We start from the raw sequence: 25,783 nt of genomic DNA, 5'->3' as shown, positions 1-25,783 counted from the left end.
ATATATTTTAAAATCCGTGATTAAATTTAATGTTTTCTTTTTTGTTTGTATAACCAAAATAACTTCTTTGTCCTAATTCCTTTAACAAACTCGTTTTCACCATATCTAATGGTGGTTGATAATGACCACTCCCATCGGTTACAATTTTAATAAGTCCTTCTTCCACTACCATTTCCCCAGCTGCTGCAACTGGTTTTCCAGCTAAAAAAGTAGAATGATGAAATTTTCCATAGGCATAGTTTTTAGATAAATAAATGTGCCCTTCCGCTGACATCACAAAAATAGCATATTCTGTTTCAGCAGGAGATCCATCTTCTAAAATAGAAATACTGCCGCGGGTGTCTAATAAATTCCCTTCTGAGTTTACAATTTTATCATACTGTACAAAAATTTCATAAGTCTCTCGTTCTTTTTCTGACAAATATTTTACCCCTTTCTCAAATTCTTTTTTTGAACCTACTGTATATATATTTTCCAAATTTGTAGTAGTATAAGAGTTGCCTGATGCGCTTTCCTTGGGAAAGTATTGCCAAGTATCATCTAAAGTTTCTTCAAGAACATTTGTCAATTTTTCCTCACTATAACTAGCTTGCTTGATTTTTTGTATTAAATCTGAATAGGGTTTAATATATTTATTTCCCTTTGCTACTGGTAGACCTCTGTAAATTAGCATGTATTCTTGCTTACTTGCCTTACCCGTTTCATTTGCTATTTCTATAAAAGCTGCACTTACATTTTCTAACCTGATTCCAGAAATACTATCAAAGAAACCACCACTGGGAATCACCCATTCTGACGTTTGCAAAAATTTTAACTGACTACGTTCAAAGCGTCCAGAATTTATATCCAAAAATACGGAAATTGCCATTGCACGCAATCCTTGTCTTACTTTTTCTGCTGTTTGGGGCAATTTAAGCATACTTAAACAGCCTCTGTAAAACGCAGCAACGGCTTGTGACAAGCCAACTGCAAGCTGTGGTAATGCCACGGCGCTTCCCACTACCTGATAAATAAGGTCCCATTGCCGGAGGAACTCTTCTCCTCCCGGAAGTTTAGCAATTTCCTCCCGGAATACCTGTATGGTAAGATCGGGTAACGCTAAACTTAAGTCTGCCGCTGCGACCAATAATACATAAGGATTTCCTGATAGTGCCAATGCACCGATTCCAAAAACAATTCCAAACATATCTGCCACAATCCGGATCGTTTCATTAATGTCTTCCCATTTTTCTGCGTCAGCCAATGCCTTCACATAGATAGCCGGAACCATCATTACAACAGCACCTTCCTGTTCTGCTTCATTATAGGTTTCTGACTGACGCTGCTCTATAAAATAAACCATTTCAAGCGGATAAAACTCAGCTCCTTCATCCAAATCTTCGGTTGTCATTTCTGCTGCATTGGGATCTGCTTCTTTGGGAACAATTAAAACTCTCTTTACTACTTCCTTTTGCTGCTGAAGAAAAAAGGTTTTTTCATCTGATTTTCCAAAACCCAGTAGATCTCCTGACAGCCCAAAAACTTCAGTATTTACCTTATATTCATTTCCTATCCTGAAAGTAGGAGCTCCCGACTTTGGGCGATTGTGAGAAAACAGGCAATACTGCATTAAAATAGTGGAAAAAATGATCCGGTTTGACTTCATTTCTCCATCAAATTCGCTTGCCCCGTCAAGATTGAAGTAAATCCTGTTGCACAGTTCGGGGCTTTTCCTGAATTTGTTAAGTAAAAAAATATGATCCGGAAATGCTTTCAATACATTAACCAAAGCTGAGCTCCCGTCTTTCCAGCCACTGAAAATCCCTGTATCATCAAGCTTGGTTAAAGCAAGCAAATGTCCAAATACAATTTCATTATCAAGAGCCATTTCTCTAAGAATAAATTCGGGAGTATGCGTATAAAGGAATTTAAGCTCGTCAGCACTTTTAGCTTTAAGAAAACCGGATTTAAAAATTTCTGTGAAATAATTTTTATATTCAGGATAATTCTCAAAATCATCATAGCCGACATACATTACTAAATTTCTGAAGTCCTTATAAGAAAAAGTTTCCAATATAATCGCTTTCTTTCTTCTAAGCTCTTCTTTATCAGCATCCCTGTGATAAAAATAAATGAGCTGACAGGAAATTTTCTCTTCTGCAGCATTGATCTCAAATTTTATTTCGCACTGCTGCTGGACCAGATCTACAAGTTCTTTATTTTTATTCAGGTAAGTATTTAAGTGGATGATATTTTCCTTATCATCCTTTATATACTTTTCTTCCGCAATTTTATCATAGTCGTTAATGTTATAGTCCAGAATACGAAACCTGCTTAAGTCATTATTATACTTTAATTTGTTGCATAGCAGCTGCTTTTTTATATAACCATCAGTACGCCAATCTTTACTGATTATCTCTCTAAGTTCAAGTGTTTCCATAATTTTTTCGATTTTTGAAAAAGGCAGAGCATAATGCTCTGCCATCAATTCATACTTCTTAGGAAAGTGTATTCAGATCTTCTTTATTTGTTTTCACAAATTCATCCAGATAAGACGTCAGAAGCTCGATAAAGCCAACTTTACTATTCTTCAGCAGCCAAAGCATATACTGATAACTGGGAACTTTCACCTTATCGACGGCCAGATTATCTTTGGAATCAGCCAACGGCAGCTCGATAGGATCATTATTGTTATCACGGAGATAGCTCCATGTCTCTTTATAGATTATCCACTCCGGGGCGGGAAGAGCAATATTGATCTCTTCCCCCGTTTCTTTGTCTTTCAGGACCTGCTCATATCTGAAGCAGATAAACTGCTGCCTGGATTTGGCATCGATATCCAGCACCCTGATACTTCTGTCAAATTGCGGAAGCTTTGGATGCGCCTGCAAAGGCAGTTCCGCCAGATGCAGTGATATATTTTTAATATTATTAAGTACTTCCTTAATGTTTTCCGGTATAATTAAATGTTCATTCATAATTTTGGGTATTTTAAATTTAAAAAAGGATTAATTCTGTTATATTGAAGGATATGTTTGCGCTTACGGCCATATTAGTATTGAACATCGCAAAGGAAAGCGCATCGGTTGAAATACTTTTAGAGTAATTAAGAACTGTCCCATTTTTTGTAAGAACAAAATATACTACAGATCCTCTTCTCATAATGGTATAATTAAAAGTTTCGGGATTTAGCAGAGGTTGTGCATGCATAATCGAACTGTTATCTAAATAAACCTGGCGACCCCATGAATCCTGTCTTCCTACAACTCTCAAACCTGCCATATTAAGATTAAGAAGGTCTAATGGTGTAGAGCTGAGCATCAAACCGATAGAATGGTACGGAGCTGTACTGCCTGGAGACGTGAAGTTTACACTTACATCAAAACTTAAATAAAAGTCCTGATTGGCTTCGATAATTTTTGAAGATTTCAGTGCCGATACCACCACAGCCTCATTAGCATAAGCCTTCACATTCGGATTACTCTGATACTGTCCTGCCCCCGCATTTCCAAATACACCGTCATTCGTAAGATTATTGTAGATTTTCTTTGACCATACAATAGAACTCAGGTTAAAGTTGTTAGAAGATGATGAAACCGTAACAAGACTGGTTGTACGATGTACCTGTACAATAGGTGTTGAAGTCCTGATCACGATATTATAATTTTTATCAGCCGGAAGAGCATCTCCATATACTGTGACCACCATAGATTTTCCATCAGCAAAAGTCTGAAACCCTAAGCAATTAATTTCTCCAACGCCCAGCTGATTCTCCTGCGGAATAAATTTCACCGAAGTGTTTGCCGGATTTAAATTTAAATTTAAGCCTTGCAGCACAAGGTATTTTACCGTATGTTCATGCTTAAGAACAGAAGGGATGATAGAGTATACATTAAGTGCTCCATTACTGTATTGATTATTCCAGGCCAAGCCAAACTGCTCTTTTTCTGCAGTTGTTAAAACATTGGGAAGCTGCAGAAGGAAGTTCTTTCCATTTGTTTTCCCAACGCGCCCCGAAGCATCCTGAGACAGGAGTGTATTGAACGAAGAATCATTAGAAGCATCATTCAATCCAGTAATTGAATAATAAAGTCCCGAGGTATTCAATGTCCAGTTGGCTCCCAGCGTCAATCCTGCACCAGACACTGTAGTCAGAGAGGAGTTGGCAATGTTTTTCCCCAAGTCCCCGGCAGGTAGTTTTGCTGCATTTCCATTGGCATCCAAACCTACAATTTTTGGATAGTCCTGAACAGTACCATCTGAGGAAGGTTTATCAATCTTCTGATCCAGCTTTTCTATTGTAGTGGCATTATATTGAGCCTGACTCGCGACTCCTTCCGTTAAAAGCCCGGTGTCTGTAATACTGATTTGAGTATCAGACAATTCCAAAGGAATGCTTCCGGTGGTAACTGCATGGGTTTTTAGATCTCCGTTTTCATCAACAGCATAATCTGTATAAATGGGAGAGCCCTGCTCTGCTACTTGGTAAATGACATTGGTCTCCCTTTCTCCGATCGGAGGTAATTCATTTACACGTATAATTTTTCCTATAATTGGCATTTTTTTAAAATTTTAGATTAATAATTTCTCATTTCCAGTCTCCCGAAATAATTTTCTGTCCTTCCGTTGTTTCTACTCCGAGAAGATGATCGTTGGTTGTAAAATTGGTATCACATACGGATCCCAATTCATCATCAAACTTTACTCCGGGTTCACAGTTGCAAGGCAATGCTTTTTCTACCTTCAAACCGATGGAACCTGCCTGAAGAATAGTAAGCGAAGTAGGAATTTTTTCTCTCCACGGCTCTCCTTCTTTTGTGGCTTTCGGTGAACGCAATTCGTCCACAATGGATAAAAATAAAGGGTCATCAATTACCGGAACTTCTCCTCCATTCCAGATTTGTCCTGTAGCCAGGAAATGCCTTACGGCTTCTTCAAATCCCGGTCTTACCGTAACGATAACTCTTGCCATCCCAGACTGCATAAAGGCCCTGAATATAGGATCATTATCATCAAACTGATAAAGATCCGCCCAGCTGGCTCTATTTCCCCAATAATAAGGGTATAGATAATAACTCATGATTTCCCATTCGAACGCCTGTTCCATAAACTTTACAAAGGCGGAATATCTGTCCAGACTTCCATCTACCTTTATTTCGGTATTGGTAAAACTTTCCGCAGAATTGTCTGTCTGGTAGTATTTATTTTTTCCGAATGTTAATTCTGCATTTGGATTCTGATTCAGCATATAGGAAATACAGTTCCTTCTTAGCATAGTATTTTCTATTTTTCTGTAGAAACCAGGATTGGAACCTTTGATCTGGACTCCTAATGCTCTTGCATCTGCTAAAGCTGCTTCATATTTATCTGATTCTACTTTATATGCTTCAATAATTTTATTGAAGGCCGTCTGGAGCCATTCATTTTTAGCTTCCGCAGTCAGTTTACATTTGACACTGGCATTGACATCTGTGGCATGAGACCCAATCAGTGAGAAAGAAACCGGAACTACCCCATAAAAATTATTGATTGGAACTTCAGAACCAGTCATATACGCTCCGCCGATTCTTAAATAATGGGCCAATACTCCTTCTCCGCCTGTCTGCACTACTCCCATAGCTGCAACTGTTACATAATTTTCAGGGATCTGGATTTCTGCACCTCCCGCAGTAGCTTCATCGTATTCTGATCTTCCGTCTGACTCAGCAGCTGTATTGGAGAAAGCCTTACCTACGTAAATGACCTCTTCCGGCTTTTTATCAATATCTACATTGTATTTGCTTAACCAGTATTTTAAAATCATTTCTCCTGAGGTCCCATCCAGGGATGCAAAATTCTCCATCTTGTTCACGGTAGATGTTCTGGGATCCACAGGTTTTACTAATAGATTTTCAGCAGTTTTGCTGGCTTTCATTCCTAAATTATGAAGCTTTGCCGGTTCAGGAATCATAAATTCAAACATCATACGCTTACCATAATTATAGATCTGGTTTTTTACCACTTTATCTACCCATCTGTAAACGCCTACTACATGGTTGCTTCCTTTCGTATTGTCAAATCCATGCTTGTTGTTTTCTTCATACTCTTCCAGAATTTTATCAATACGCTCTTCCTTCACCCGGGTAACAATCCTGTCCAGTGCCCTTGCTGTTATATCTTTGGCATCAGTGACTGCCTGACGGTTACTTTCTTCTTGGGAATTGTGGGTAGCATAGTTGGCGGCAGTATTGAGCATGTATTTTGGATAAACACCTCCTGCTCCCCATGAAGCATTAAAACCGGCCTGTGTAGCAAAGTCTTTGGATTCCTGCAAAACTTTGGCTATTTCACTTTGCATTTCATGTCTTTCGGTAGAGGTCGTATCTGTCAGCTTCTCTTTTTCAGATTCTGATGATCTGGTGGTCTGGGATTCACTGCGCTTAAGTCTTCGTGTCGATTTTTCCTTATATTCCCTTGCCATAATGTTCTCAATATGGGCTACCTCTCCCTCTACATAACAATAGGTACTTTGTTCTACTTTTCGATAGTCGGCAATACCTATATTTTTCATTCCAAAGCCTGACGGAATAAACGGGCTTTCAGGAGTATTGGGATTGGATGGGTTAGGGGTTCCAGGATCTGTCGGATCAATCACCCTTTCTTTCGGGGTAAATATTCCACGCCCCTGAAACAAATGTGAATCATTGCTAGTCCTGTTTAATGTCGCCTGCATCGTATAAGAAAGTCCGTCGCTTAAAACCACATTTCCTTCCAGTTCTATAACCTCTAGCTTATCAATATCCACATGGGGAATTTTATTATTTTGAAAGAGGGATGTTACGTTAGCAGCTCCAGTCCAGGGATAGGTACCAGAACCTGACGCAATGGTCTGCGTGCCTATTTTAACCTGGTAATTTCCGCTAATAATATGTTTAGGCTGATTGATATTTGTAGTAACAGTCACTGAATGCCCAAAACCAGGCATAACCGGAACCCTGTGGGTTGTTGTGGAGAATGGAATACCCCCATTATTATTCACCGCATTGGTAACAGGAACTAAAACACCTCCTATATTGGTAAATGTAGGCTGATTAAGCACCGTATTATCTAGGATTTGTTGCTGCTGTAACTGACTGTCCTGAATAATAGCTGTGGAAACTTCTGCAAAAGAAAAAAATCCTTGTAAAGCCTCGCTGACAGATGTTGCTCCGAAGATCCTGCTTAATGCATGCTTGTTTTCATCGGTTAAAGCACGTTCTATTTCGTCAGTGTTGATTTCTGGTCTGAATTCAAAACTAAACTCCGGCAAGTTAAGTGGAGATACATGAAGGTTTAAAAGCTCTTCATTTAATCTGGATAACTCTTCTTTTAAGTCTGGATTTTTATCAAATACTTCAGGATGAGCAATGCTCAGTTCAGTAAGATATTTAACCCGTGTTTCAATAACCTTCTTTTTGTTCTCTGTTTCTATTAACATTTTCTGGTAATCGGCATGAACGGGTTTTATTTCTTTCAGATAGTTTTCATAGGCCGTTTTATAGGCTTGCTGATACTCCTTCTGATACACTTTTTCCATCTTATTCAAAGATGCTGACAAATCCTGGTTCATCTGCAGATTACCCACAGCTTCTGTGTATTTCTGGTCTTTCTCGTTGTAGAAAGGTTCGCCAAGGCGTCCTTCTGCTGCTGCCATTTTGGAGGAGCCTGTTACCTGAGAACCGCTTGTTATCTTGAAAAGTTCTTTTGGAAGCACTACTTTGGCTTTTATGACAAGCTCATATCGTAATTGGTTAAAACCATCATAATATTTTAAAATATGATCGAGATGTAAAAACTGCATTAATGTTTCCTTCGCATAAAAATCTTTCTGAGTGACCACCTGGTAAATAAGGTTATCCCAGATTTTAGAGTCGATAGTAATAACTTGCTGCTGATATTGTCTATAATGGTTGATTTTAGCATCAAATTCAGCTTTAGTAGCTTTGGCTTTATTTCTGGCTACCCAAACGGCAAGTTCGTAGAATGCTACATCCTGAGCTTTTAAAGATGTTTCGGTTTCGATTGTTAAGCTTGTAATTCGTTCACATACTGTTTTCAGAGACTCTCCGGCTTCCACCCTTGGATCAATAACTCCCTTTTGAGTAGTGTAATCTCTGAAAATAAATCTTCTTTCTTTGTTTTCTTCATCAGAGAGCTGCGGGCTTCTTAAGCTTACAAACCTGAATAGTGTTTGTGACGGAGTATTTTCTGCCGGCACTTCGGCGGCATTGTTTTCAATGTTGCTCATTTTGTGATTTTTTTAAATTGTTGTATTGATTGATAAGATTGAAGCACAGTAAGGCTTCAGTTTTTCAGCCTTGTTTTTTAAGGTGGTTTCCGGCAAAGGATGTCCACCCGGTGTTTTAAAGTCTGTTTTCATTTGTGTGTTTTGTTGAAGCAAATATCAGAGCCGGAAGCGACAGAACTTGACGTGTGAAAATAAATTCTGAAGTTTTTTTGGATTTTCTCAAACCTTGTATAGCAAGTGATTTTATCATGATTAACCTTTTAAATGCTGAATATTCCGTATATTTATTCCATGTCAGTACAAATACAATCGTATCACGCTTCCGGATTTCCTCCTGATTTTAGTACGGAGAATTATTGTGTGGTTTTATTGCAGGGTTCGGGCGTATTTTCAGTGGATCAGATCAATTATTTTTATGACGGGTTTACAGTTCTTTTTCTTACGCCTTACCAGAAATTAAAGCTGGCCCCGGATACGGATGATGAAATCTTTCTTCTTTTTTTTCATGGTGATTATTACTGCATTGAGTATCATAAAGAAGAAGTAGCCTGCAACGGGCTTTTATTCAACAACATTTATTTAAATCCCGGCATACCGCTCAGCGAGGATAATTACATTTATATTCTCAGTATTCTGAACCATATTCAGCATGAGCTTTCTGAAAAACATCTTTTCTCAGAATCCATTATTAAAACCTATATCCAGCTGATACTGGCTATTTGCAGTAAGGAAAAAAGCGGAAGTATGGATGGCCAATTGTCAGGGGCAAAGATTCCCAATAAAAATGCTGCTGAATTTCAAAAACTTCTGGAGCTTCATTTTAAAGAAGAAAAAGAGCTGTCCTTCTACAGCACAAAATTGAATATTACCAATAATACACTGAGCAAAGCCATTAAAAAGGATTTCAATAAAACGCCAAGCCAGCTTATTAATGAAAGAATTACCCTGGAAGCAAAAAAACTTCTTCATCTCACCTACCGCTCTGTAAAGGAAATTGCTTCTGAACTGGGATTTGATGATGAGTTTTATTTCAGCAGGTATTTTAAAAAATCCGTAGGATGTTCCCCGAAAAAGTACCGGGAGAAAGTAGGCATTTCCATTGTAGCCAAAATGTCCATGTAATATCCTGATATCTCTATTTTTATCATTTCTGCTCCAAGATATCTTTGTAAAAAATAAATCTTATGCAGAAAAATAAAATACTCAGTGGTCTTGTGAAGCTGGATTCCTATTTCCTCAATTTTCTAAGAATTTCCATATTTATTGTGATGGTCTGGATCGGTGGATTAAAAGCTTACCGGTATGAAGCCGATGGAATTGTTCCGTTTGTGGCCAACAGCCCTTTAATGAGCTTCTTTCATAAAGATGCCGGCAAAAAAGTAATGAATGAAGATCAGAAAATGGTTCCGGAATATACGCTTTATAAAAACCCGGAAGGGAAAACCGTACAAAAAAATATAGACTGGCATACAGAAAACGGAACGTATACATTTTCCTATGGATTAGGAACCATGATTGTCATTATTGGTCTTCTGATCGTTCTTGGTATATGGTTTCCAAAGGCAGGAGTCTTGGGCGGAGCTTTAACGTTTATCATGTCTTTTGTGACCCTTTCTTTTCTTATTACAACTCCCGAAGTGTATGTTCCCAACTTAGGCGGAGACTTCCCTACTCCACAATTTGGATTCCCCTATCTTTCAGGAGCAGGAAGGTTGGTCTTAAAGGATATTATTATGATGGCTGCCGGCCTGGTACTGTTTTCAGACAGTTTAAAGAAGGTTCTGAAATCAACACATAAGGAAACAAGCACTAGTAACTAAATATTTAGTTACTACCTAATATAATGATCCGGCCGGGAAATTTCCCGGCCGGATCAACAAAGTATCAAAATACTATACTTATGATTAAGGGCATCCGTAAATCGTTTGTTTAAAGCTTCCATTAACTCCATCTGAAGTTCCCACTTCATGCTGAACGGTGAGGTAAGATAATACTGCGGTTGCATAGGTATTGGTATTATACATGCCCATATGCTTTTCCATTCTTTTCTGGTTGGTATTTGATTTACACTCATATTCAACAGGGACATAGACGGCGAGATCATTACTGCAAAAGGAATTGATGGGACTTGAAAAATTGGCCTGGTACAGTTTGCCTTCCAAGAATTTTACACAGAGTGTTGTCTTCTTATCTTTTCTTCTGTTCCAGTTTCCGTTACCATCAATATAATGCAGCTCTGTCCATCCTGCCAGAGAGGATCTTGGATTAACAAAAGGAAAAGCACTCCAGTTATAATAGTCTACTTTACCCCGCAATACGTTGGAAGAATTAATAACCACGTCCCGCAATGCTCCTCTTGCATTTGAAGAACAGGACTGATCCATTGATTTTACATACACAGAATAGGTTTTAACAACATTCCAGATACTTCCACCTGAATTGTAAGGACTGATGGACTTCACTTTTACTGTAGGATAATAAGTAGTATTCGTTGCCGGATAGGTATGTTCCACCATCGGTAAGACATACTGCCCCGGAAGCAACATAAATTCAGCAGCAGCATTGGTACCATCGTTAAACTCAATCCTGTATCTTGCCTGCTGGGGAACAGAGAGACAGCTTAATGTAAAGCCCTCAAATCTTACTTTTCCCGGGTTCCCACAGATAAAATTTTCATAAACGGTCCCACCCAATCTGAATATCTGAAGAGGCACAGGTGTTCCTCTTATTCCTTTACCATCAGCAAAATCAACAGTTCCAAACTCTCTGCGCAGATTCTTTGCAGAAGAAACAGAAATGATTTCTCTGGCAGGATCCAGCTCTATAATCTGTTCCAATGAAGGATTTCCACCAAGAGCTTCCACTTTTTTCAGTATTTCCGCCCGGTCTGCTTTTACGGTAACTATAAATTCGGGATTAAGGTATTTAACCACATAGTTTCCTACTTTCATCTCCCTGTTTACATTCAGGATAGAGCGTAATATGGATGACGTAATCCAGTGTTCCTCGGGAATTTCCTGATAGGAGCCCCAGCCAATAGCATTTTGCTGTTCAAATTTTGCCAAAGCCTGAGCTCTGAGAGAATTTAATCCTAAAAACTGCTCCACTTCCAGCAGGAGATCATCTTCACCCATTTCGTCATTAGGTGTAGCCGCCACTTCTGTCAGATAATCATAGTAACAATAGAACTGGTCTTCATCTTTAAATTCAAGCATTCCATTATAGATTCCCGGACTGGAACAAGGCAGTGATACTTTCGATGAGGTGTTTTTCAAGAGTTGCTCACCATCTGTTTCTTTGTTGTGCTGAAGCTCATCTTCACAGCTCCAGAGAAAAAACAGTGAACACAGTACAATTAAATACTGTTTTTGGAAAATTAGTTTCATATAAATTATTCTTTTCCCGAAAATTACTTTTTGCATTGAACAGTCACAATCCAGACTTATTAAGTGTATGAAAGCTGTAAGTAAGTGTAGAGGAAATTGCGATATATGTACAGATGCAAATATGAAAGCTGTGATAGCCGCAGAAAAGCAGCAATGAAATGATAAAATAATATTTTTAATCCTTTTTCATTGTCTTATTTTCAAACAAAATCCATTTATCCATGAAATTCATCATAAAAAATTGTAAATTTAACGTGAGTTCGGGATAAAACACTTCCTTCCGCTAAAGTAAGGAAATCCGAAGTCTGAAGAAGGAAGTTATCGAGGCTCTAAAGGAATTGGTCCCGGACCTGCAATTAACTTTTCAGTCTCCTTCCAGCTTGCAGCCTGTCAATATTAAACATAAAAACAGTGTTTTCCCCCTTTTGTAAAGTTGAGCAGTTATCTAATTTTGTTTTATAAAAATTAAAAATCATACCAATGAAAACTTCTTTCCTATTCAAAAATCTAAGTTGGCTCGCCGCTGTACTTATTTTAAGCTTCTGCATGTTAAGCTGCACACGCTGCTCTGAGCCACCCGTGAGTGACAGCTATAAAAGAAAACTGATCAGCCCCGCTGAGGGCAGGATACTTTATGATGAATATTCCAGGACCAATGATATTGTGCTGACCAAATACAGAAACGGGCAGCCGGATTCACGCTGGTACTGGTTTTCTGTAGAAGATATGGAAGGCTATCTTAAATATGTAAAAGAAACAGCAAAAAAACGCAACCTGAAAAACCCGGGAATCAGAATTTATATGGGTAAATATCCGTTAAATCATCCGAAAGGAAAAATGGCAAAACCGGAATACGCCGGCTATCAGACCATCTTCCTGGTACCTACGGCTCAAAATCCGAGGAAAGACAACGAAAATGTAATGTCAAGATCCATGAGAACTCTGGATGAAAATGCCAATTTAGGAGATGTGGAACGTCTCAATATGACCAATCTGGCCCCTCCACCCAATGCTTCCACAGCAGGGACTCCATAAAAAGACAAAGACATGAACTGGAATATAGAAATCGGGAAGCAGATCACCATGGTCATATCTGTTGTGATCATGATTTTAATGGCCGTCAAAATCAGGAAAATAGGAAAAGAAAATCTATTTTTCATTATTGGATATAGTTTCGTTTCTCTGATTGATATTTTTTGCTATTTCTATTTTCAATCTACCAGCAGATCTACTGACCTCTTTTTTGTGATCGGCTTGCTAATGATTGGCTTTTTCCTGTATCTGCTTTATTTTTTCCGGCTCATGTATCTTCCGCTTCTCAAAAAAATGCAGTCTGTTATTCTGATTCTTTTTGTAGTCAATATTGGAATCATGTTTTATCTGGAAGATGATCTTTTGCATCATTTTTCATTCAATATGCTGTATGTGGATATTCTGTTGCTGTTGTTTTCCATTATTTTATTTTTATATCAAACCTTTAATTCCGATAAGATCCTGGATCTTAACAATTATCTGCCTTTCTGGATTTCAGTTGCTTTGCTGATTCTTTTTATCGGAAGTATTCCGATCCTTTATTTCAGGACAACTGTTTCCCAGAATATTTATTTTTTTATTTTATTTATGTTGAACCTGATCAGTAATGGAATTCTCATATTGGGCTTAGTCTGGAATAAACAGGATAATCGCGGATAAATACCACTTTAAACTATGGAAGAAAATAATCTGGTTATTACTTTTACCATCACACTGCTCATTATTGTTCTTACAATGATCTTTATCTACGTGGTTTTCATCAAAAAGAAAACAACGCTGCTTCTGGAGCAGAAAGAGAAAGACATGAGATTTGAAAAAGAGCTGGCCACATCTCAGGTAGAAATCAAGGAACAAACCCTGAATTATATTGGCCAGGAACTCCATGATGATGTGGGCCAGAAGCTGTCTGTGGTCCGTTTACGGCAAAACCAGCTGATTTCCAAACTGGAAAATTCTGAAAAGGAAGAGCTTAATGAGCTCAGCGAGCTGTTGGGGGAATGCATTCAGGATATCAGGAACCTGTCTAAAACACTGATAACTGAGCAGATCATTCATTTCGGGCTGGCAGAATCCATAGAACGGGAAGTCCGGCGGATCCAGAAACTGAAATTATTAAAAATAGAATTCATCACCCAGAAACAGGATATTGACATTTCGCCCAAACATGGCTTGATTCTCTTCCGGATTATTCAGGAAAGCATTAACAACATTTTAAAGCATTCCAGAGCAAAAAATGTAACCATACAGCTGGAAGATGATCAGAATGAGCTGCACATCAAAATTTCCGATAACGGAAAAGGTTTTAATACCCGCAAGATGCAGGACGGTTCGGGATTGAAGAATATGGAGCTGAGGGCGAAACTTATTCATGCCGCATTCTCCATACAATCTGAACTTGACAAAGGAACACAGACTTCCATAACCTATTATAAACACACTCTATGAAAACCATTCCCATAGCGATTGTAGATGATCATACCTTAATGTCCAAAGCGCTGGAAAATATGATCATGGAAAATCCAGAGTACAGTGTCATTATGAATCATCCCAACGGGGAAGATTTTATTGCCGCCTTGGAAAAAGCCCGGGAATTACCGGCTGTAGTCCTGATGGATATCAACATGCCTTATAAAAACGGGATAGAAACCACAGAATGGCTTACCGAACATCACCCCGACATCAAAGTTATTGCTCTGACTATGGAAGATGATGAAAAAGTACTGATCAAGATGCTGAAAGCCGGTGCAAAAGGCTATCTCCTGAAAGACATGCAGCCTTCTATCCTGTTTCAGGCCATTGATACGGTATTTGACAAAGGCAGCTTTTATACAGACTTTGTAGCGCAAAAGCTCCTGAAAGTAAAAACAGAAGACGTAAAAAACGCTTCCCTCCTTTCCGAATTAAAAGACCGGGAAAAAGAGTTTATCAAATGGGCATGCAGCGAGCTTACCTACAAAGAAATAGCGGATAAAATGTTTCTCAGCCCTAAAACAATCGATGGATACAGGGATTCCGTTTTCCTGAAACTTGAAGTGAAAAACAGGGTCGGGCTGGTTCTTTTTGCTCTGAAACATGATCTATGCTGATCTGATCTTCTTTTTAGCCAATATCATCCAAAACCATAATAACTCACTCATTCATCCGGTAGATTTTTACAATATACCGGATTTTTCTTTTTTCATTGTAAATATAAAGGTTCGGTTATGAATACATCCGCTTTTCTTTTACGCAAAGTTCAATTGTAATGGTGTCTTAGAATAAGGAAAGCAAAGAAGGAATCAATTTCATTGATTCAATTAAGCAGGTGTTTTTCAGGATGCTTATTCAACGTTTTTCCCTTACTTAAGAATGAATCCAGTAATATTTAAAAACATCAGTATAATCATCTAAATCCGTTCAATTTGGGGGAAAACATTAACCACAAAAGTTTTTTGACACTTGAGTTTAATTTAAAGTTTAAATTATTATTGCAGAGAAGTGCACTTAAGCTTTTTTAAAAATCTAAGATTTTCATTCATTCTGCTAAAAATCTGCTCAATCAGCTTGATCCGCGAGAGATAAAGATAAAACCATTAAGATGACATTGAGTTTTTAAGAATTTTAAGTTTGAGCTACACTTTAAAGAGTATAACTTAAAAATCTTTAGATTTTTCCTTAATAATTTTTATCCCCTTCATACATCTTAATGTTTCAAATATATACGAAATTATCTGTTTATCATTTGGTTAAAGAATATTTCCATTCCAACAATCAAAGCTGAAAAGGTGTTTTTCCTAAGTCACAATTAGTTTTTTTCCTCTGTTTTTGTTGTCCTGAATAATAGAATTTTGTTCTGTAAAAATAACCCATGAAAGGCAGAACCCGAAAAGCCAAAACAGAGTAGGGACCATTTTAAAAACTAATAGAAATGAAAAAAGCACTAATAGTAGGAATCAACGACTATGCACCCATAGGATCAGGCGGACCGGATTTGAACGGTTGCGTTAATGACGCCCGTGACATGGCCAATACCCTGGTCATCTGCGGATTCAGTCCGGCAAAAATTAAAATCCTGACGAACCAGAATGCCACCAGAGCGAATATTTTAAATTATTTGAAATCATTAGTCAACAACAGTGTAAAAGGAGACTCGCTGGTCTTCTATTATTCAGGACACGGAACACGGGTGGCCAATATCGGAGCTGACCTGGAAATAGACGGATTGGATGAGGCCATCTGCCCGCACGATTATGCCAGCGCCGGTGTGATCCGTGATGATGATTTTAAAGCTGTACTGAGTAAGCTGAAAGCCGGTGTGAATCTGGAAGTGATATTCGATTGCTGCCATTCAGGAACAGGAACGCGGAAAATGGATCTGGGACTGGATTTAGAGATTTCCTATGAAGCTCCACGCTTTATTCCTCCTATGCTGGAAGATGAATTTTATATCACGTACGCCAGCGAAGTACAATCGTCTAAAAGTACTAAAAAAGCAGCGGGAATGACCAAAGCACTGGTACCGGTTGCGGGAATGAACCATACGTTATGGGCTGCCTCAAAAGACAATCAGGTATCCATGGAAGGAAATATGGGCGGACAGATTAGAGGGTATTTCACCTACCATTTCTGTAAAATACTGCGTGCTACCAACGGGAATATCGTTAGAAAAACCCTTGATAAACAGATCGCTATAGCACTCGCAGCCATGGGTGCCGCACAGATTAACCAAACGGAAAGCATCACCGCTGAATTTTCTCAGAAAATATTCTCATAAAAAACCACTGGCGGAATCCGAAAAGCCATCCAAAGAGTAGGAAAAACAAACCAAAAACAAAATAACCATGTCTAAAACTGACACTAACCAACCAATGACGGCAGAAGAAGTATCAAGACTTAAGCCCGTTAAAGCAAAATCAACTGAAAAACTGGCCAACGCCGAAAAACTAGCCAATCAGGGACCTGAAATGGAAGTTATCGATGGAAGGTCTTATCCTAAAGGAATGAAATCCATCGGAATGCCGGCCAATGAAAAGGCAGCGGAGGCAAAAGCTATTCAAACCGACCATTTCTACCCAACTCATGCAGATTTTGAATACCAGCCGAAACTGGAAGCTAAAAAAGACCGCAAGCCTAAATTTATTGAAAGAGAATCTTTCCTGAGTATGGAAGGGATGAAAACCATCTTCGGTCCTGACCAGCGGAAAGTATACAACTCCACCGCTTATCCGTGGCGATGCGTGGGAAAAGTGGAAAGCGCATTAGGCTCAGGAAGCGGAGTGATGATCGGTCCGAGACATCTCCTTACCTGCGCCCATATTGTAGACTGGAAGCCCAATAACTCCACTGGCTGGCTGAAATTTACCCCAATGTATTATAACGGAAGTGCTCCTTACGGAAGTGCATGGGGAACTCTAACCTATTACAAATATAAAGTAGCAGGGCCAACTATTGACTCTACAGAAATTCAGTATGATTATGTAGTGATTGTTCTGGACCGCCGTATCGGAGACAATATCGGCTGGATGGGTGCAAAATCCTACACCGATTCCTGGGACGGTAAAGCTTACTGGACTCATGCCGGATATCCGGGAGATTTAACGGGAGGCCAAAGACCAACCTATCAGACAGATATTGCTTTAGACGGTGATTTCTGGAGCGCTGATGACAATGAAAGCATGAGCCATAAAGCGGATATCTGGCCGGGACAAAGCGGCGGACCATTCTGGGCGTACTGGGATGGAGCTCCTTATGCTGTAGCCACCCAAAGTGCCCATAACCCAAGCGAAAATTTTGCGAGCGGCGGCTCAGATCTGGTGAATCTCGTTATCAGAGCCCGAAATGAACATCCTTAACCAATTTATTTTTCTTTACTGAAGAGCCTTTCCCAAGTCAGGCTCTTCTTTTTTTATGCTTACTCTTTTGCCAGCTCTAATCAATTCTTTAGTGACTAATCTGAAGTTTAATAAAGCGATACTGTGTTGTTCTCAGGCTTTCTTTAATTTAAATAAATATTTTAATACATTTGTTTAAAACCTATTCTGAATGAATTTTGAACAGATCACCCTTCACCTTGAGGCCTACAAAGAACATGACCAGATCCTGGATGCCGCAAAATTTTTAATCCATTCTTTTGAGCTGGAGCATGAAAACTTTGCCGGATTCGGATTCCGGGAAGAGCTCTCGCCCACTTCCATGCTTCTGACAGCTGAAGGAGAACTGGGTGGCCCGCAAAAGGTGATGATCCCAAGAAATTTATTTGATTTTGATCTCAATCTCGTCCTGAATATGGTGGCCCATGAGATGCTTCATGTACGGCAGAAAGCTCCAGGCCAGGTGGTGGAAGACAAAAACGAAAGGGAGTTCCAGGCGTATTCTGAAATGCTTTTCCACAAGGTATTTCCACAGGTTCCGGAAGTTTCGGATTTCCACAAAAAATTCTTCGGAAACAAAGCTTTGGAATATTATAAAAGAATGGGCGAAGGATCTGAGCTGCAGGAGAAATATGCAGCACAAAAAGCAGAAGTAGAACACTTAATCAACTCATTACCATGATCATAAAACCGGAAATATCCTGGGCAGATTTTGAAAAAATAGACCTTAGATGCGGAACCATTATTTCAGTTAACGATTTTGAAAAAGCAAGAAACCCTTCTTATCAGCTGGAAATTGATTTCGGGGATCTGGGCATTAAAAAATCCTCCGCGCAAATTACTTCCCTTTATGATAAAGAGGAACTGATAGGGAAACAAGTGATGGCTGTTGTGAATTTTCCGAAAAAACAGATCGCTAATTTCTTCAGCGAATGTCTTGTCATGGGCGTATACGGAGAGGATAAAAAAGATGTGACCCTTTTAACTCCCTCACTCCCTGTAAAAAACGGAATGCCAATAGGATAAAAAACAAAAACACATATGATACAGCACATTCCATTAGAAAAGGTTTTATTCCTTGATATTGAGACCGTTCCGGGATCGGGTTCATGGGACGAACTTCCTGAAACAGAACAGAAACTCTGGGATAAGAAAACAAGGTTTCAGAGAAAAGAAGACGTAAGTGCGGAGGAGTTTTATGACCGGGCAGGCATTATGGCTGAATTCGGAAAGATCATCTGCATTACCATCGGAATGGTGGAGAAAAATGAAACCCTGAAAATTAAAAGTTTTTCAGGTCATGATGAGAAAAAGCTGCTTCAGGAATTCGGCGAAATCTTCAACAGTCCGAGGCTGAATAATGTGATTCTCTGTGCCCACAACGGAAAGGAATTTGATTTTCCATGGATTGCCAGACGCTATCTGATCAACGGAATGCAGCCGCCGGTTCCGTTCCAGATGTTTGGAAAAAAGCCGTGGGAAATTCCGCATATCGATACTATGGAACTCTGGAAATTTGGTGACTATAAAAGCTTTGTTTCGCTTGAATTACTGGCTCATGTCTTCGGAATCCCTACTCCGAAGGATGATATAGACGGCTCAATGGTTTCATCAATCTACTACATAGAAAAAGACTTGCAGCGAATAGTAGACTATTGTGAAAAAGATGTCTTAACTTTGGCAAATGTTTTCCGGCGGATGCGTCAGGAAGATTTGTTGAAAAGGAATATCAATCTAGATTAAAAAATGAAATTTACAGACGATCAAATTGCTGACATTGGTGAGGAAATCATTAAGGTTTTAAAATCCGTGTATGACCCGGAAATCCCGGTGGATATTTACGAGCTGGGCCTTATCTATGATGTTCAGATCTCCGAAGACGGCGATGTAAAAATTATAATGACCCTTACTACCCCGAACTGCCCGGTTGCCGAAACCCTGCCACAGGAAGTAAAAGACAAGGTAATGGACGTAGAAGGAGTGAAAAGCGTTGATTTGGAACTTACTTTCGAACCTAGCTGGAACAAGGATATGATGAGTGAGGAAGCGAAGTTTGAACTGGGAATGCTTTAGATTTTGAAAGGAAGATGGAAGCAGGAAGCCTGAAGTTTTTTGAAGATTGAACGTTCAATCTTTCAAAGTAAAACCTCTTTCGCCATCAGGAATAATATAAAACCCGGAATATTTCCGGGTTTTTGTATATTACACAAAATATATTTTAATTTTCACGCAGATCAAACAGATAGAGCAGATTTACATTAATCCGCTTTATTGAGAGATATAAAAATGAACTGTTAAGATTAATTTAAGTTGTAAAAATATTAAGTTTGAGCTTCGCTTTAAGCAGCATGGCTAAAAAATATTCAAATTTTCCTTAATGATTCTTGTCTCCTTCACTGATCTTAATGTTTCAAAATTATACGCAATCATCCGTAAAAATCGGAGTATTCTGTGGGAGATAAAATTATTAACCACAAAAGTGAGAAAAGTGTTTAAAAACTTTAGTAATTTGAAGGTTAATATTAGAATGCGTAGAAGTTCACATAAGATTTAAAAAAAATCAAAGATTTTTATGCATTATCCTAAATCTGCTTGATCTGTTTAATCTGCGTGAGCAAAAAGTTATTATAAAATTTAAATGAAATAAGGTACATCAAAAATTATAAGGCTAACAGTAACTTCCAGCCTCCCTCTTCCGACTTCCAGCTTTAGCTCTCTTTCGCTATCTCTTTCCCCTCTCTCCTGCTCCATTCACTCCATGAACCTACGTACAAATCAGGTATCGGGAAACCGGCATAATGTAATGCTAAAATGGTATGGCAGGCGGTAACCCCGGATCCGCAGTGAATGATCAGGTCCTGAGGTTGATCCTTTAGAATTTCAGTGTATTTTTCTTTTAAAACTTCAGGTTTAAGGAAATTTCCGTTTTCATCCAGGTTTTCTGAAAAAGGAATATTGATGGCTCCGGGAATATGTCCTGCCACCAGATCAATAGGCTCCGATTCTCCATTGTACCGATAAGCGTCTCTTACGTCCACAACTGTTGATGAACGGCTTGTTAATTCATTTTCAACCTCTTCCAGACTTTTAACCGGCAGAAGCCAGGCTTCTTTTTTAATTAAATCTGCCTTTTCAAACAGCTCTTCGCCGGCGGAAAATTCTATTCCTTCTTTCTCAGCAGCCTGCATTCCTCCCTCCAGAACCTGTACATTCTGCAGACCAAATGATTTCAGCATCCACCAAGCCCTCGCCGCTGCATTGGTTCCGTTTTTATCATCATAAACAACAATATGAGCGTTTTCGGAAATACCAAAATCAGCAAGCGTTTCTGCAAACTTATCAACTTCAGGAAGCGGATGTCTTCCTCCAAAAGCAGCATTATCCCCAATATCGGCCAGGTCTTTATCCAGATCTATATAGCGGGCGCCTTTGATGTGGTGATCAAGATAATTCTGATGCATATCCTTGCCTGCTCTGGCATCAAGAATGATGAGGTCGGAATTTTGAATTTTATCTTTTAGTTCTGCTGCTGATATGATTGGTGACATATGGTTTTTTTTGAAATATATTAATAGGTTTTGGCTAAAGCCGGATGAGATTTTAATACAGGAAAGCGGGCTAAATCCCGCCCCTATTGATTGTTTTTCTCGCGCAGATTGAGCGGATGATGCAGATTTTTTTTGCTTTAAGCTCAATTTCAACTGATCTGCCTGATCTGGGAGAGAATTGGCTAAGGCCGTTTTGCTATTGGTTATCTTTATTTCTTATTGTCCAGGATCTTTACTATTTTCTCTCTGAGTTCTTTAATGGTAAAGTTTCCGTTTTTGAAGCCTGCCGGATACGTGGTATGCCCTTTCTGAGATTCTTCGCAGATGACAAATTCGGGGTCAGTTTTTTCAATCTGAAGTGTTTTTTCAATATTAAACTGACGTTCTACTTTTTTTCCGGTTTCATCAATTAAGTATACTTTATAAAGACTTTCAAGCGTTTCTTTAGGCTTTTCGAAGGATTTGTAGATGTTGATCCATTGGTTTTTCCAGGGAAACTCATCCACAGCCATATTTTTGAACTTCATATAATCTTCGGAAAGAAGTTTTCCGGTATAGAAATTTCTTACCTGCTCAAAAACCTTGTCTGCTTCCGTAAAATTGTCGTCTGCATTCAATGCTTTTATGCGTTTTTCGTACAGCTCATAGTTTTTAGGAAATTTTACAATCCCATCTGCATAAATTTTTTCTGCTTTTGAAAACTCTTTGGTTTGGGCATAATAAAAATTACCGGCATTCTTCAAAAGCTGCAGATACGCTTCATTGTTTTTATCCTGTGAATTCTTCAAGCCTTCGGTGTAGGTCTTTTCTTCATTCGCAAAGTCCTTTGTTATTTTATAGACCCTGGCTTTTTCAATGTAAAATTCAGCTGCCGGGGTTTTAGAAATGGCTGTAGTAAAGTCTGCCAATGCCTCATTATATTTCTCAAGGAACATTTCGGATACTCCTTTCTGGAAAAATACTCCGGCGTCATTGAATCCTTTTCCTATTGCTTTATTGTAGAATTCAATGGCTTTAAGATCATTTTCCTGTCTGAAAAAGGCATAGCCCAAATAATAAAGCTCCTGACCGGTAAAACTGCTGCTTTCTTTTTCCAAAGCAGTGAGTTCGGCAAACTTTTTCTCGTTAAAAAGTTGCTCTGCTTTCTGCCCTAAAAATAAAGCAGATACAAAAAACAGGATAAAAATATACAGCCTTGCCATGTATTAAAAATGAAAAATATCTTTTGCTTTATTAAAAGAGCTCTCAAAATTCAGCAGATTCAGCTTATGTTCTGCTTTTTCTACGCTCATAAAATTAATCACCTGTTCTGTAGGCATATTTCCTACCAGATCATCTTTGGCCATCGGGCATCCGCCGATTCCCTTAATCGCACTATCAAATCTTCTGCAGCCTTTATCGTAAGCGGCTTTCAGCTTTGAATAAGAATCTTCATACCGGTTGTGGAAATGTCCCCCGAAATTGATCTCAGGATATTTTGACGGTATCTTTTCGAATAAAAGAGCGATGGTTTCCGGAGTGGCAACCCCGGTAGTATCGGAAAGCAGAATATCTTTTACTCCTATTTCCGAAAACCTTTTGGCCCAGAAATCTACATCTTCCCATTTCCACATTTCGCCGTACGGGTTTCCGAAAGCCATAGAAAAATAGATATTAAGCTGTTTGCCTTCGCTTTTAACCAGCTCCAGCATTCTGATAATCTCTTCAAAAGCCTCTTCCTGATTTTTGTTGGTATTCCTGTGCTGGAATGTCTCTGAAATAGAAAATGGAAAACCCAGGATATCTACCGTCTGATGTTTAAGTGCTTTTTCAGCGCCTCTGTAATTCCCGATGATTGCTGATACTTTGGTCCCGGATAAGGATTTATCTATATGTTCAGCCACCTCATCAGAATCGGCCATCTGTGGAATTGCTTTTGGGGAAACAAAACTCAGACAGTCCAATACATCGAAGCCCACCTCCATCAGAGAGTTGATATAATCTATTTTTTTGCTGGTAGGGATGAATTCTCCCCAACCCTGCATGGCATCTCTAGGACATTCTGTTAGAAACATTTTTACTTTTTGATTTTCTCAAATATAATAAAACTAAACAATTTATATCTGAACCACACAAATCTAACATTATTTTGATTTTCAATAATTTATATCTGATACAAAATTTCGATTACTGATATTCAATTGCTGATAATATATTGCAGCCCTCCTATTTTCTAAACTTTTTAAAACAACGACACGTTACTGGCCTTTTTGCTTAAGTGTAAAAACATAGATTTACAGGCCAAAATAATATTTTTATTTATAACAATTAAAAATAGAGCAGGTTGGCATTAAATATCCTCTATAAATATACTGGCCGATCACCGTTTTAATTATCGCACATAATAGTGAAATATTATTTAGTTGTTTCCTGATTATCTCCCCGTCTACAATCAACCAGCATCTGGTTAGCAAGTGTTCTTTTCAGTAAAAAAATATCCGTTACGGAATGCTTCATGTTTCTGATGAAATATAAAAAAAATAAACAAATCATTCATTTTAAAACCTGTCGAAAAACCAATCCTGTAAAGATAAAAAATAAAATAACTCAAATTTGCCGATTTGATAATTGCCTGATAAAAAAATGTTGAAAAAAAGAATTAGCCTCGTTTTAATTAGTAAAAAACCATTCACGTATTTTTTAAATTAAAAAAATGCTATAACTCTACTTTTTTGTATTAAACACATCCATTATGTCACCATTTTTTGACTTATTTCAAAAGACTAAAAATTTTACAACCTCCATAATAATTCTACACAAAGGGAATTTAACATAATAAAAAAACTCTCTTTCGAATGAATTAACTTTGTACATTTGGCTATATCGTTATTAAAAAACGAATGATAATCGTTAAATAAAACGATATTCATTAGGATGAAGAATAACTAATTCAACGCATAGAGAGTTTATTATTTTGTTTTATGAATGCTTTGGTCAAAAATTTAATTTTACTTTTATTACTGTTTAGATCAATTTTTGGGTATTCTCAAAACCATTTTGCTTTTCTTGAAAAAAAGGTTGATACGTTATATTATTCTAATTCCGGATACGTCAATTATCATATTCCAAGTGTAGATGATTTTAATATCAACGGCGGGACATTGAATCTGCTCAATCAGAATACACTTGTTTTAAACAGAAGCAAAAAGACGAGTCCGCTTCCTGGTAAAAAACCGAATATCAGGTTTCAGCTGCTCAGTAAAAATATCAAACAGATCAGTTTACTGGACGCTACAACCAAAGCTGTTTTATGGAGCATTTCTCCAAAAGACGGTCTTACGGAAATAGAAGCTCCGTTTGAAGATATTGGAACTATTCAGGCAGAGGTCATTAAGAACGGTGACGGGAATGCTGTTTGTGAAATAAAAAATGTATTTCTTGGGTATACCAGCATCAATAAAAGAGAATTTACACCAAATACCGTATCTGGGAAAAGCCTGGGAATACCGTATGATTCTTATGGATTATATGCTTATTATCCAGGATTTGATAAGGAAGAAGACAATAAAGGAACGCTTTATTTCGGGATAAAAAATAATCCCGGATCTCTTTATAAAGATCTGGATCATCTTACGGCAGTTATAGAAAAAAATTATCCTTTCTATTCCGGAAGAACGGTTAACAAAGAAATATTGAAGCCTAAAGACACCACTAAAAGCGTCTGCAGCTATGTTTCTGAGCTTAATACCTATTTCCGGCAAAAGTTTAATGATCCTCATTTTTCTGTAAAAGACAATGAGTGCCCGGTTAAAAAAAAGAATACGCCGGTCTTTGTCTATAAAATCGGACGAGAGTATAAAATTTCCGGAATCCTGGATGACAGCTTAAGTCAAAAAATAAACCTGGGGGAAACCCTGGTGGCGATAGATGGAATACATCTGAAAAAAATTTCTGATGAGAAGGTGAATGAATTATTGGCCAAGATCCCCGAAAACAGGACAGAACTGGAGATTGAAGATGTAAACGGGAAGAGAAAAAAAATAGATTACTCCCATCACACCGCATATAAAATTCCTTCGAATTTTATTCAGAAGACGGAATTTTCAAGTATTGGAGATGAAGTAGCCTATATGAAGATCAGACATATCGACAAGGAAGCTTTATATGAGCTGATTGCGCATAAGGAAGAATTGAAAAACAAAAAAAAACTGATCCTGGATTTGCGTAATAATGGTGGCGGAGATTTTTTAATAGGTGCGCAGATTCTGTCTCTTTTTATTAAAAATGAATTCAGCTATTATCAGTTGAAAGATAAGTTTTCAGACAAGACAGACCAGGTTATTGTGAGTGATAAAAAACTGGCCCTGGAAACCTCTCCGCCACTGGAGATCAGGGTTCTTGTGAATAAAAATACCTCCTGTGTTGCCGAGCTGATTGCTTACAACTTAAAAAAGTATTCAAAAAATACGAAGATCATCGGCATTGAGAATACGGCAGGCGCTCTTTCGGTTCTGTATGAAGTTTTTCTGGAGAAAAACAGGAATATTAAATTCAGAACGAATGCTTTCAGCAGAAGCATAATCATGCTGGACGGGAAAAGCATTGAAGGAAAAGGAATACAACCGGATATTCATGTGAATATCAAAAATGTAAAAGATCTACAGCCTTACGATGATAAGGTTTTAATGACGGCTATTTCGAAATAAGCATAAACTATTTATTAACAAATTTCAAAAATTAAAA

Annotated in this window: 21 protein-coding genes; 13 read left to right on the top strand and 8 right to left on the bottom strand. The window is 38.2% G+C overall.

Going from position 1 to position 25,783, the window contains the following annotated elements:
• Positions 1 to 7: 7 nt before the first annotated feature.
• From B7E04_RS03985 to B7E04_RS21900, 4 genes are read right to left on the bottom strand one after another with little or no spacing between them, the layout of a single operon-like run.
• On the bottom strand, positions 8 to 2,464 hold the full coding sequence (locus B7E04_RS03985) for a hypothetical protein (protein WP_080777475.1): 2,457 nt from the start codon (positions 2,462 to 2,464) through the stop codon (positions 8 to 10).
• Between the two features lie 13 nt (positions 2,465 to 2,477).
• Entirely contained in the window at positions 2,478 to 2,957 is a 480-nt protein-coding gene (locus B7E04_RS03980; RefSeq protein ID WP_080777474.1) for a hypothetical protein, read from the bottom strand.
• 19 nt (positions 2,958 to 2,976) lie between these two features.
• Positions 2,977 to 4,539 (bottom strand): hypothetical protein, encoded by a 1,563-nt coding sequence (locus B7E04_RS03975; RefSeq protein WP_080777473.1) that lies wholly within the window; start codon positions 4,537 to 4,539, stop codon positions 2,977 to 2,979.
• A gap of 28 nt (positions 4,540 to 4,567) precedes the next feature.
• Complete coding sequence (locus tag B7E04_RS21900; RefSeq protein ID WP_139785333.1) at positions 4,568 to 8,245, bottom strand: hypothetical protein; 3,678 nt, start codon at positions 8,243 to 8,245, stop codon at positions 4,568 to 4,570.
• A 291-nt stretch (positions 8,246 to 8,536) separates the two neighbouring features.
• On the opposite strand from B7E04_RS21900, the gene B7E04_RS03965 reads away from it, so the two are divergent.
• Together B7E04_RS03965 and B7E04_RS03960 are read left to right on the top strand one after the other, a co-directional pair.
• Entirely contained in the window at positions 8,537 to 9,367 is an 831-nt protein-coding gene (locus tag B7E04_RS03965; protein ID WP_080777957.1) for an AraC family transcriptional regulator, read from the top strand.
• Between the two features lie 62 nt (positions 9,368 to 9,429).
• Positions 9,430 to 10,065 (top strand): DUF417 family protein, encoded by a 636-nt coding sequence (locus B7E04_RS03960; protein ID WP_080777472.1) that lies wholly within the window; start codon positions 9,430 to 9,432, stop codon positions 10,063 to 10,065.
• A gap of 84 nt (positions 10,066 to 10,149) precedes the next feature.
• Here the strand turns inward: B7E04_RS03960 and B7E04_RS03955 are convergent, their stop codons facing one another.
• Entirely contained in the window at positions 10,150 to 11,631 is a 1,482-nt protein-coding gene (locus B7E04_RS03955) for a hypothetical protein (RefSeq protein WP_080777471.1), read from the bottom strand.
• A 480-nt stretch (positions 11,632 to 12,111) separates the two neighbouring features.
• Between B7E04_RS03955 and B7E04_RS03945 the strand changes: the two genes are divergently transcribed.
• From B7E04_RS03945 to B7E04_RS03900, 10 genes are all read left to right on the top strand, one after another.
• Positions 12,112 to 12,666 carry a hypothetical protein gene (locus B7E04_RS03945; protein WP_139785332.1) on the top strand — a complete coding sequence of 185 codons (555 nt, stop codon included), beginning with the start codon at positions 12,112 to 12,114 and terminating at the stop codon, positions 12,664 to 12,666.
• Between the two features lie 12 nt (positions 12,667 to 12,678).
• Positions 12,679 to 13,323, top strand: coding sequence for a hypothetical protein (locus B7E04_RS03940; protein ID WP_080777468.1), 645 nt, complete (start codon positions 12,679 to 12,681; stop codon positions 13,321 to 13,323).
• A gap of 15 nt (positions 13,324 to 13,338) precedes the next feature.
• Entirely contained in the window at positions 13,339 to 14,109 is a 771-nt protein-coding gene (locus B7E04_RS03935; RefSeq protein ID WP_080777467.1) for a sensor histidine kinase, read from the top strand.
• Complete coding sequence (locus tag B7E04_RS03930) at positions 14,106 to 14,750, top strand: response regulator transcription factor (protein ID WP_080777466.1); 645 nt, start codon at positions 14,106 to 14,108, stop codon at positions 14,748 to 14,750. The genes B7E04_RS03935 and B7E04_RS03930 overlap by 4 nt, the downstream gene beginning before the upstream one ends.
• 821 nt (positions 14,751 to 15,571) lie before the next feature.
• Entirely contained in the window at positions 15,572 to 16,417 is an 846-nt protein-coding gene (locus B7E04_RS03925) for a caspase family protein (protein WP_080777465.1), read from the top strand.
• A 67-nt stretch (positions 16,418 to 16,484) separates the two neighbouring features.
• Positions 16,485 to 17,495 (top strand): trypsin-like serine peptidase, encoded by a 1,011-nt coding sequence (locus B7E04_RS03920; RefSeq protein ID WP_080777464.1) that lies wholly within the window; start codon positions 16,485 to 16,487, stop codon positions 17,493 to 17,495.
• Positions 17,496 to 17,685: 190 nt separating this feature from the next.
• On the top strand, positions 17,686 to 18,195 hold the full coding sequence (locus B7E04_RS03915; protein WP_080777463.1) for a hypothetical protein: 510 nt from the start codon (positions 17,686 to 17,688) through the stop codon (positions 18,193 to 18,195).
• Positions 18,192 to 18,539, top strand: a complete 348-nt coding sequence (locus B7E04_RS03910) for a tRNA-binding protein (RefSeq protein WP_080777462.1) — start codon at positions 18,192 to 18,194, stop codon at positions 18,537 to 18,539. The genes B7E04_RS03915 and B7E04_RS03910 overlap by 4 nt, the downstream gene beginning before the upstream one ends.
• Before the next feature lie 15 nt (positions 18,540 to 18,554).
• Positions 18,555 to 19,256 (top strand): 3'-5' exonuclease, encoded by a 702-nt coding sequence (locus B7E04_RS03905; RefSeq protein WP_080777461.1) that lies wholly within the window; start codon positions 18,555 to 18,557, stop codon positions 19,254 to 19,256.
• A gap of 3 nt (positions 19,257 to 19,259) precedes the next feature.
• Complete coding sequence (locus tag B7E04_RS03900) at positions 19,260 to 19,586, top strand: SUF system Fe-S cluster assembly protein (protein WP_062651647.1); 327 nt, start codon at positions 19,260 to 19,262, stop codon at positions 19,584 to 19,586.
• Positions 19,587 to 20,221: 635 nt separating this feature from the next.
• Here the strand turns inward: B7E04_RS03900 and B7E04_RS03895 are convergent.
• The 3 genes from B7E04_RS03895 to B7E04_RS03885 all read right to left on the bottom strand — a co-directional run bounded on the left by B7E04_RS03895 (position 20,222) and on the right by B7E04_RS03885 (position 23,115).
• The gene (locus B7E04_RS03895; RefSeq protein ID WP_080777460.1) at positions 20,222 to 21,061 is read right to left on the bottom strand and encodes a sulfurtransferase; all 840 of its coding nucleotides are present in this window, start codon (positions 21,059 to 21,061) and stop codon (positions 20,222 to 20,224) included.
• A 209-nt stretch (positions 21,062 to 21,270) separates the two neighbouring features.
• Positions 21,271 to 22,263 carry a tetratricopeptide repeat protein gene (locus tag B7E04_RS03890; protein ID WP_080777459.1) on the bottom strand — a complete coding sequence of 331 codons (993 nt, stop codon included), beginning with the start codon at positions 22,261 to 22,263 and terminating at the stop codon, positions 21,271 to 21,273.
• A 3-nt stretch (positions 22,264 to 22,266) separates the two neighbouring features.
• On the bottom strand, positions 22,267 to 23,115 hold the full coding sequence (locus B7E04_RS03885; RefSeq protein WP_080777458.1) for a hydroxymethylglutaryl-CoA lyase: 849 nt from the start codon (positions 23,113 to 23,115) through the stop codon (positions 22,267 to 22,269).
• Between the two features lie 906 nt (positions 23,116 to 24,021).
• Here B7E04_RS03885 and B7E04_RS03880 point away from each other — a divergent pair.
• Positions 24,022 to 25,746 carry a S41 family peptidase gene (locus B7E04_RS03880; RefSeq protein WP_080777457.1) on the top strand — a complete coding sequence of 575 codons (1,725 nt, stop codon included), beginning with the start codon at positions 24,022 to 24,024 and terminating at the stop codon, positions 25,744 to 25,746.
• The last annotated feature ends 37 nt before the right edge of the window (positions 25,747 to 25,783 follow it).

The sequence above is a fragment of the Chryseobacterium phocaeense genome (assembly GCF_900169075.1).
In the GTDB taxonomy this organism is placed as follows: domain Bacteria; phylum Bacteroidota; class Bacteroidia; order Flavobacteriales; family Weeksellaceae; genus Chryseobacterium; species Chryseobacterium phocaeense.
Note: the sequence above shows the minus strand (reverse complement) of the source record. Positions and strands in the feature narration are given on the sequence as shown.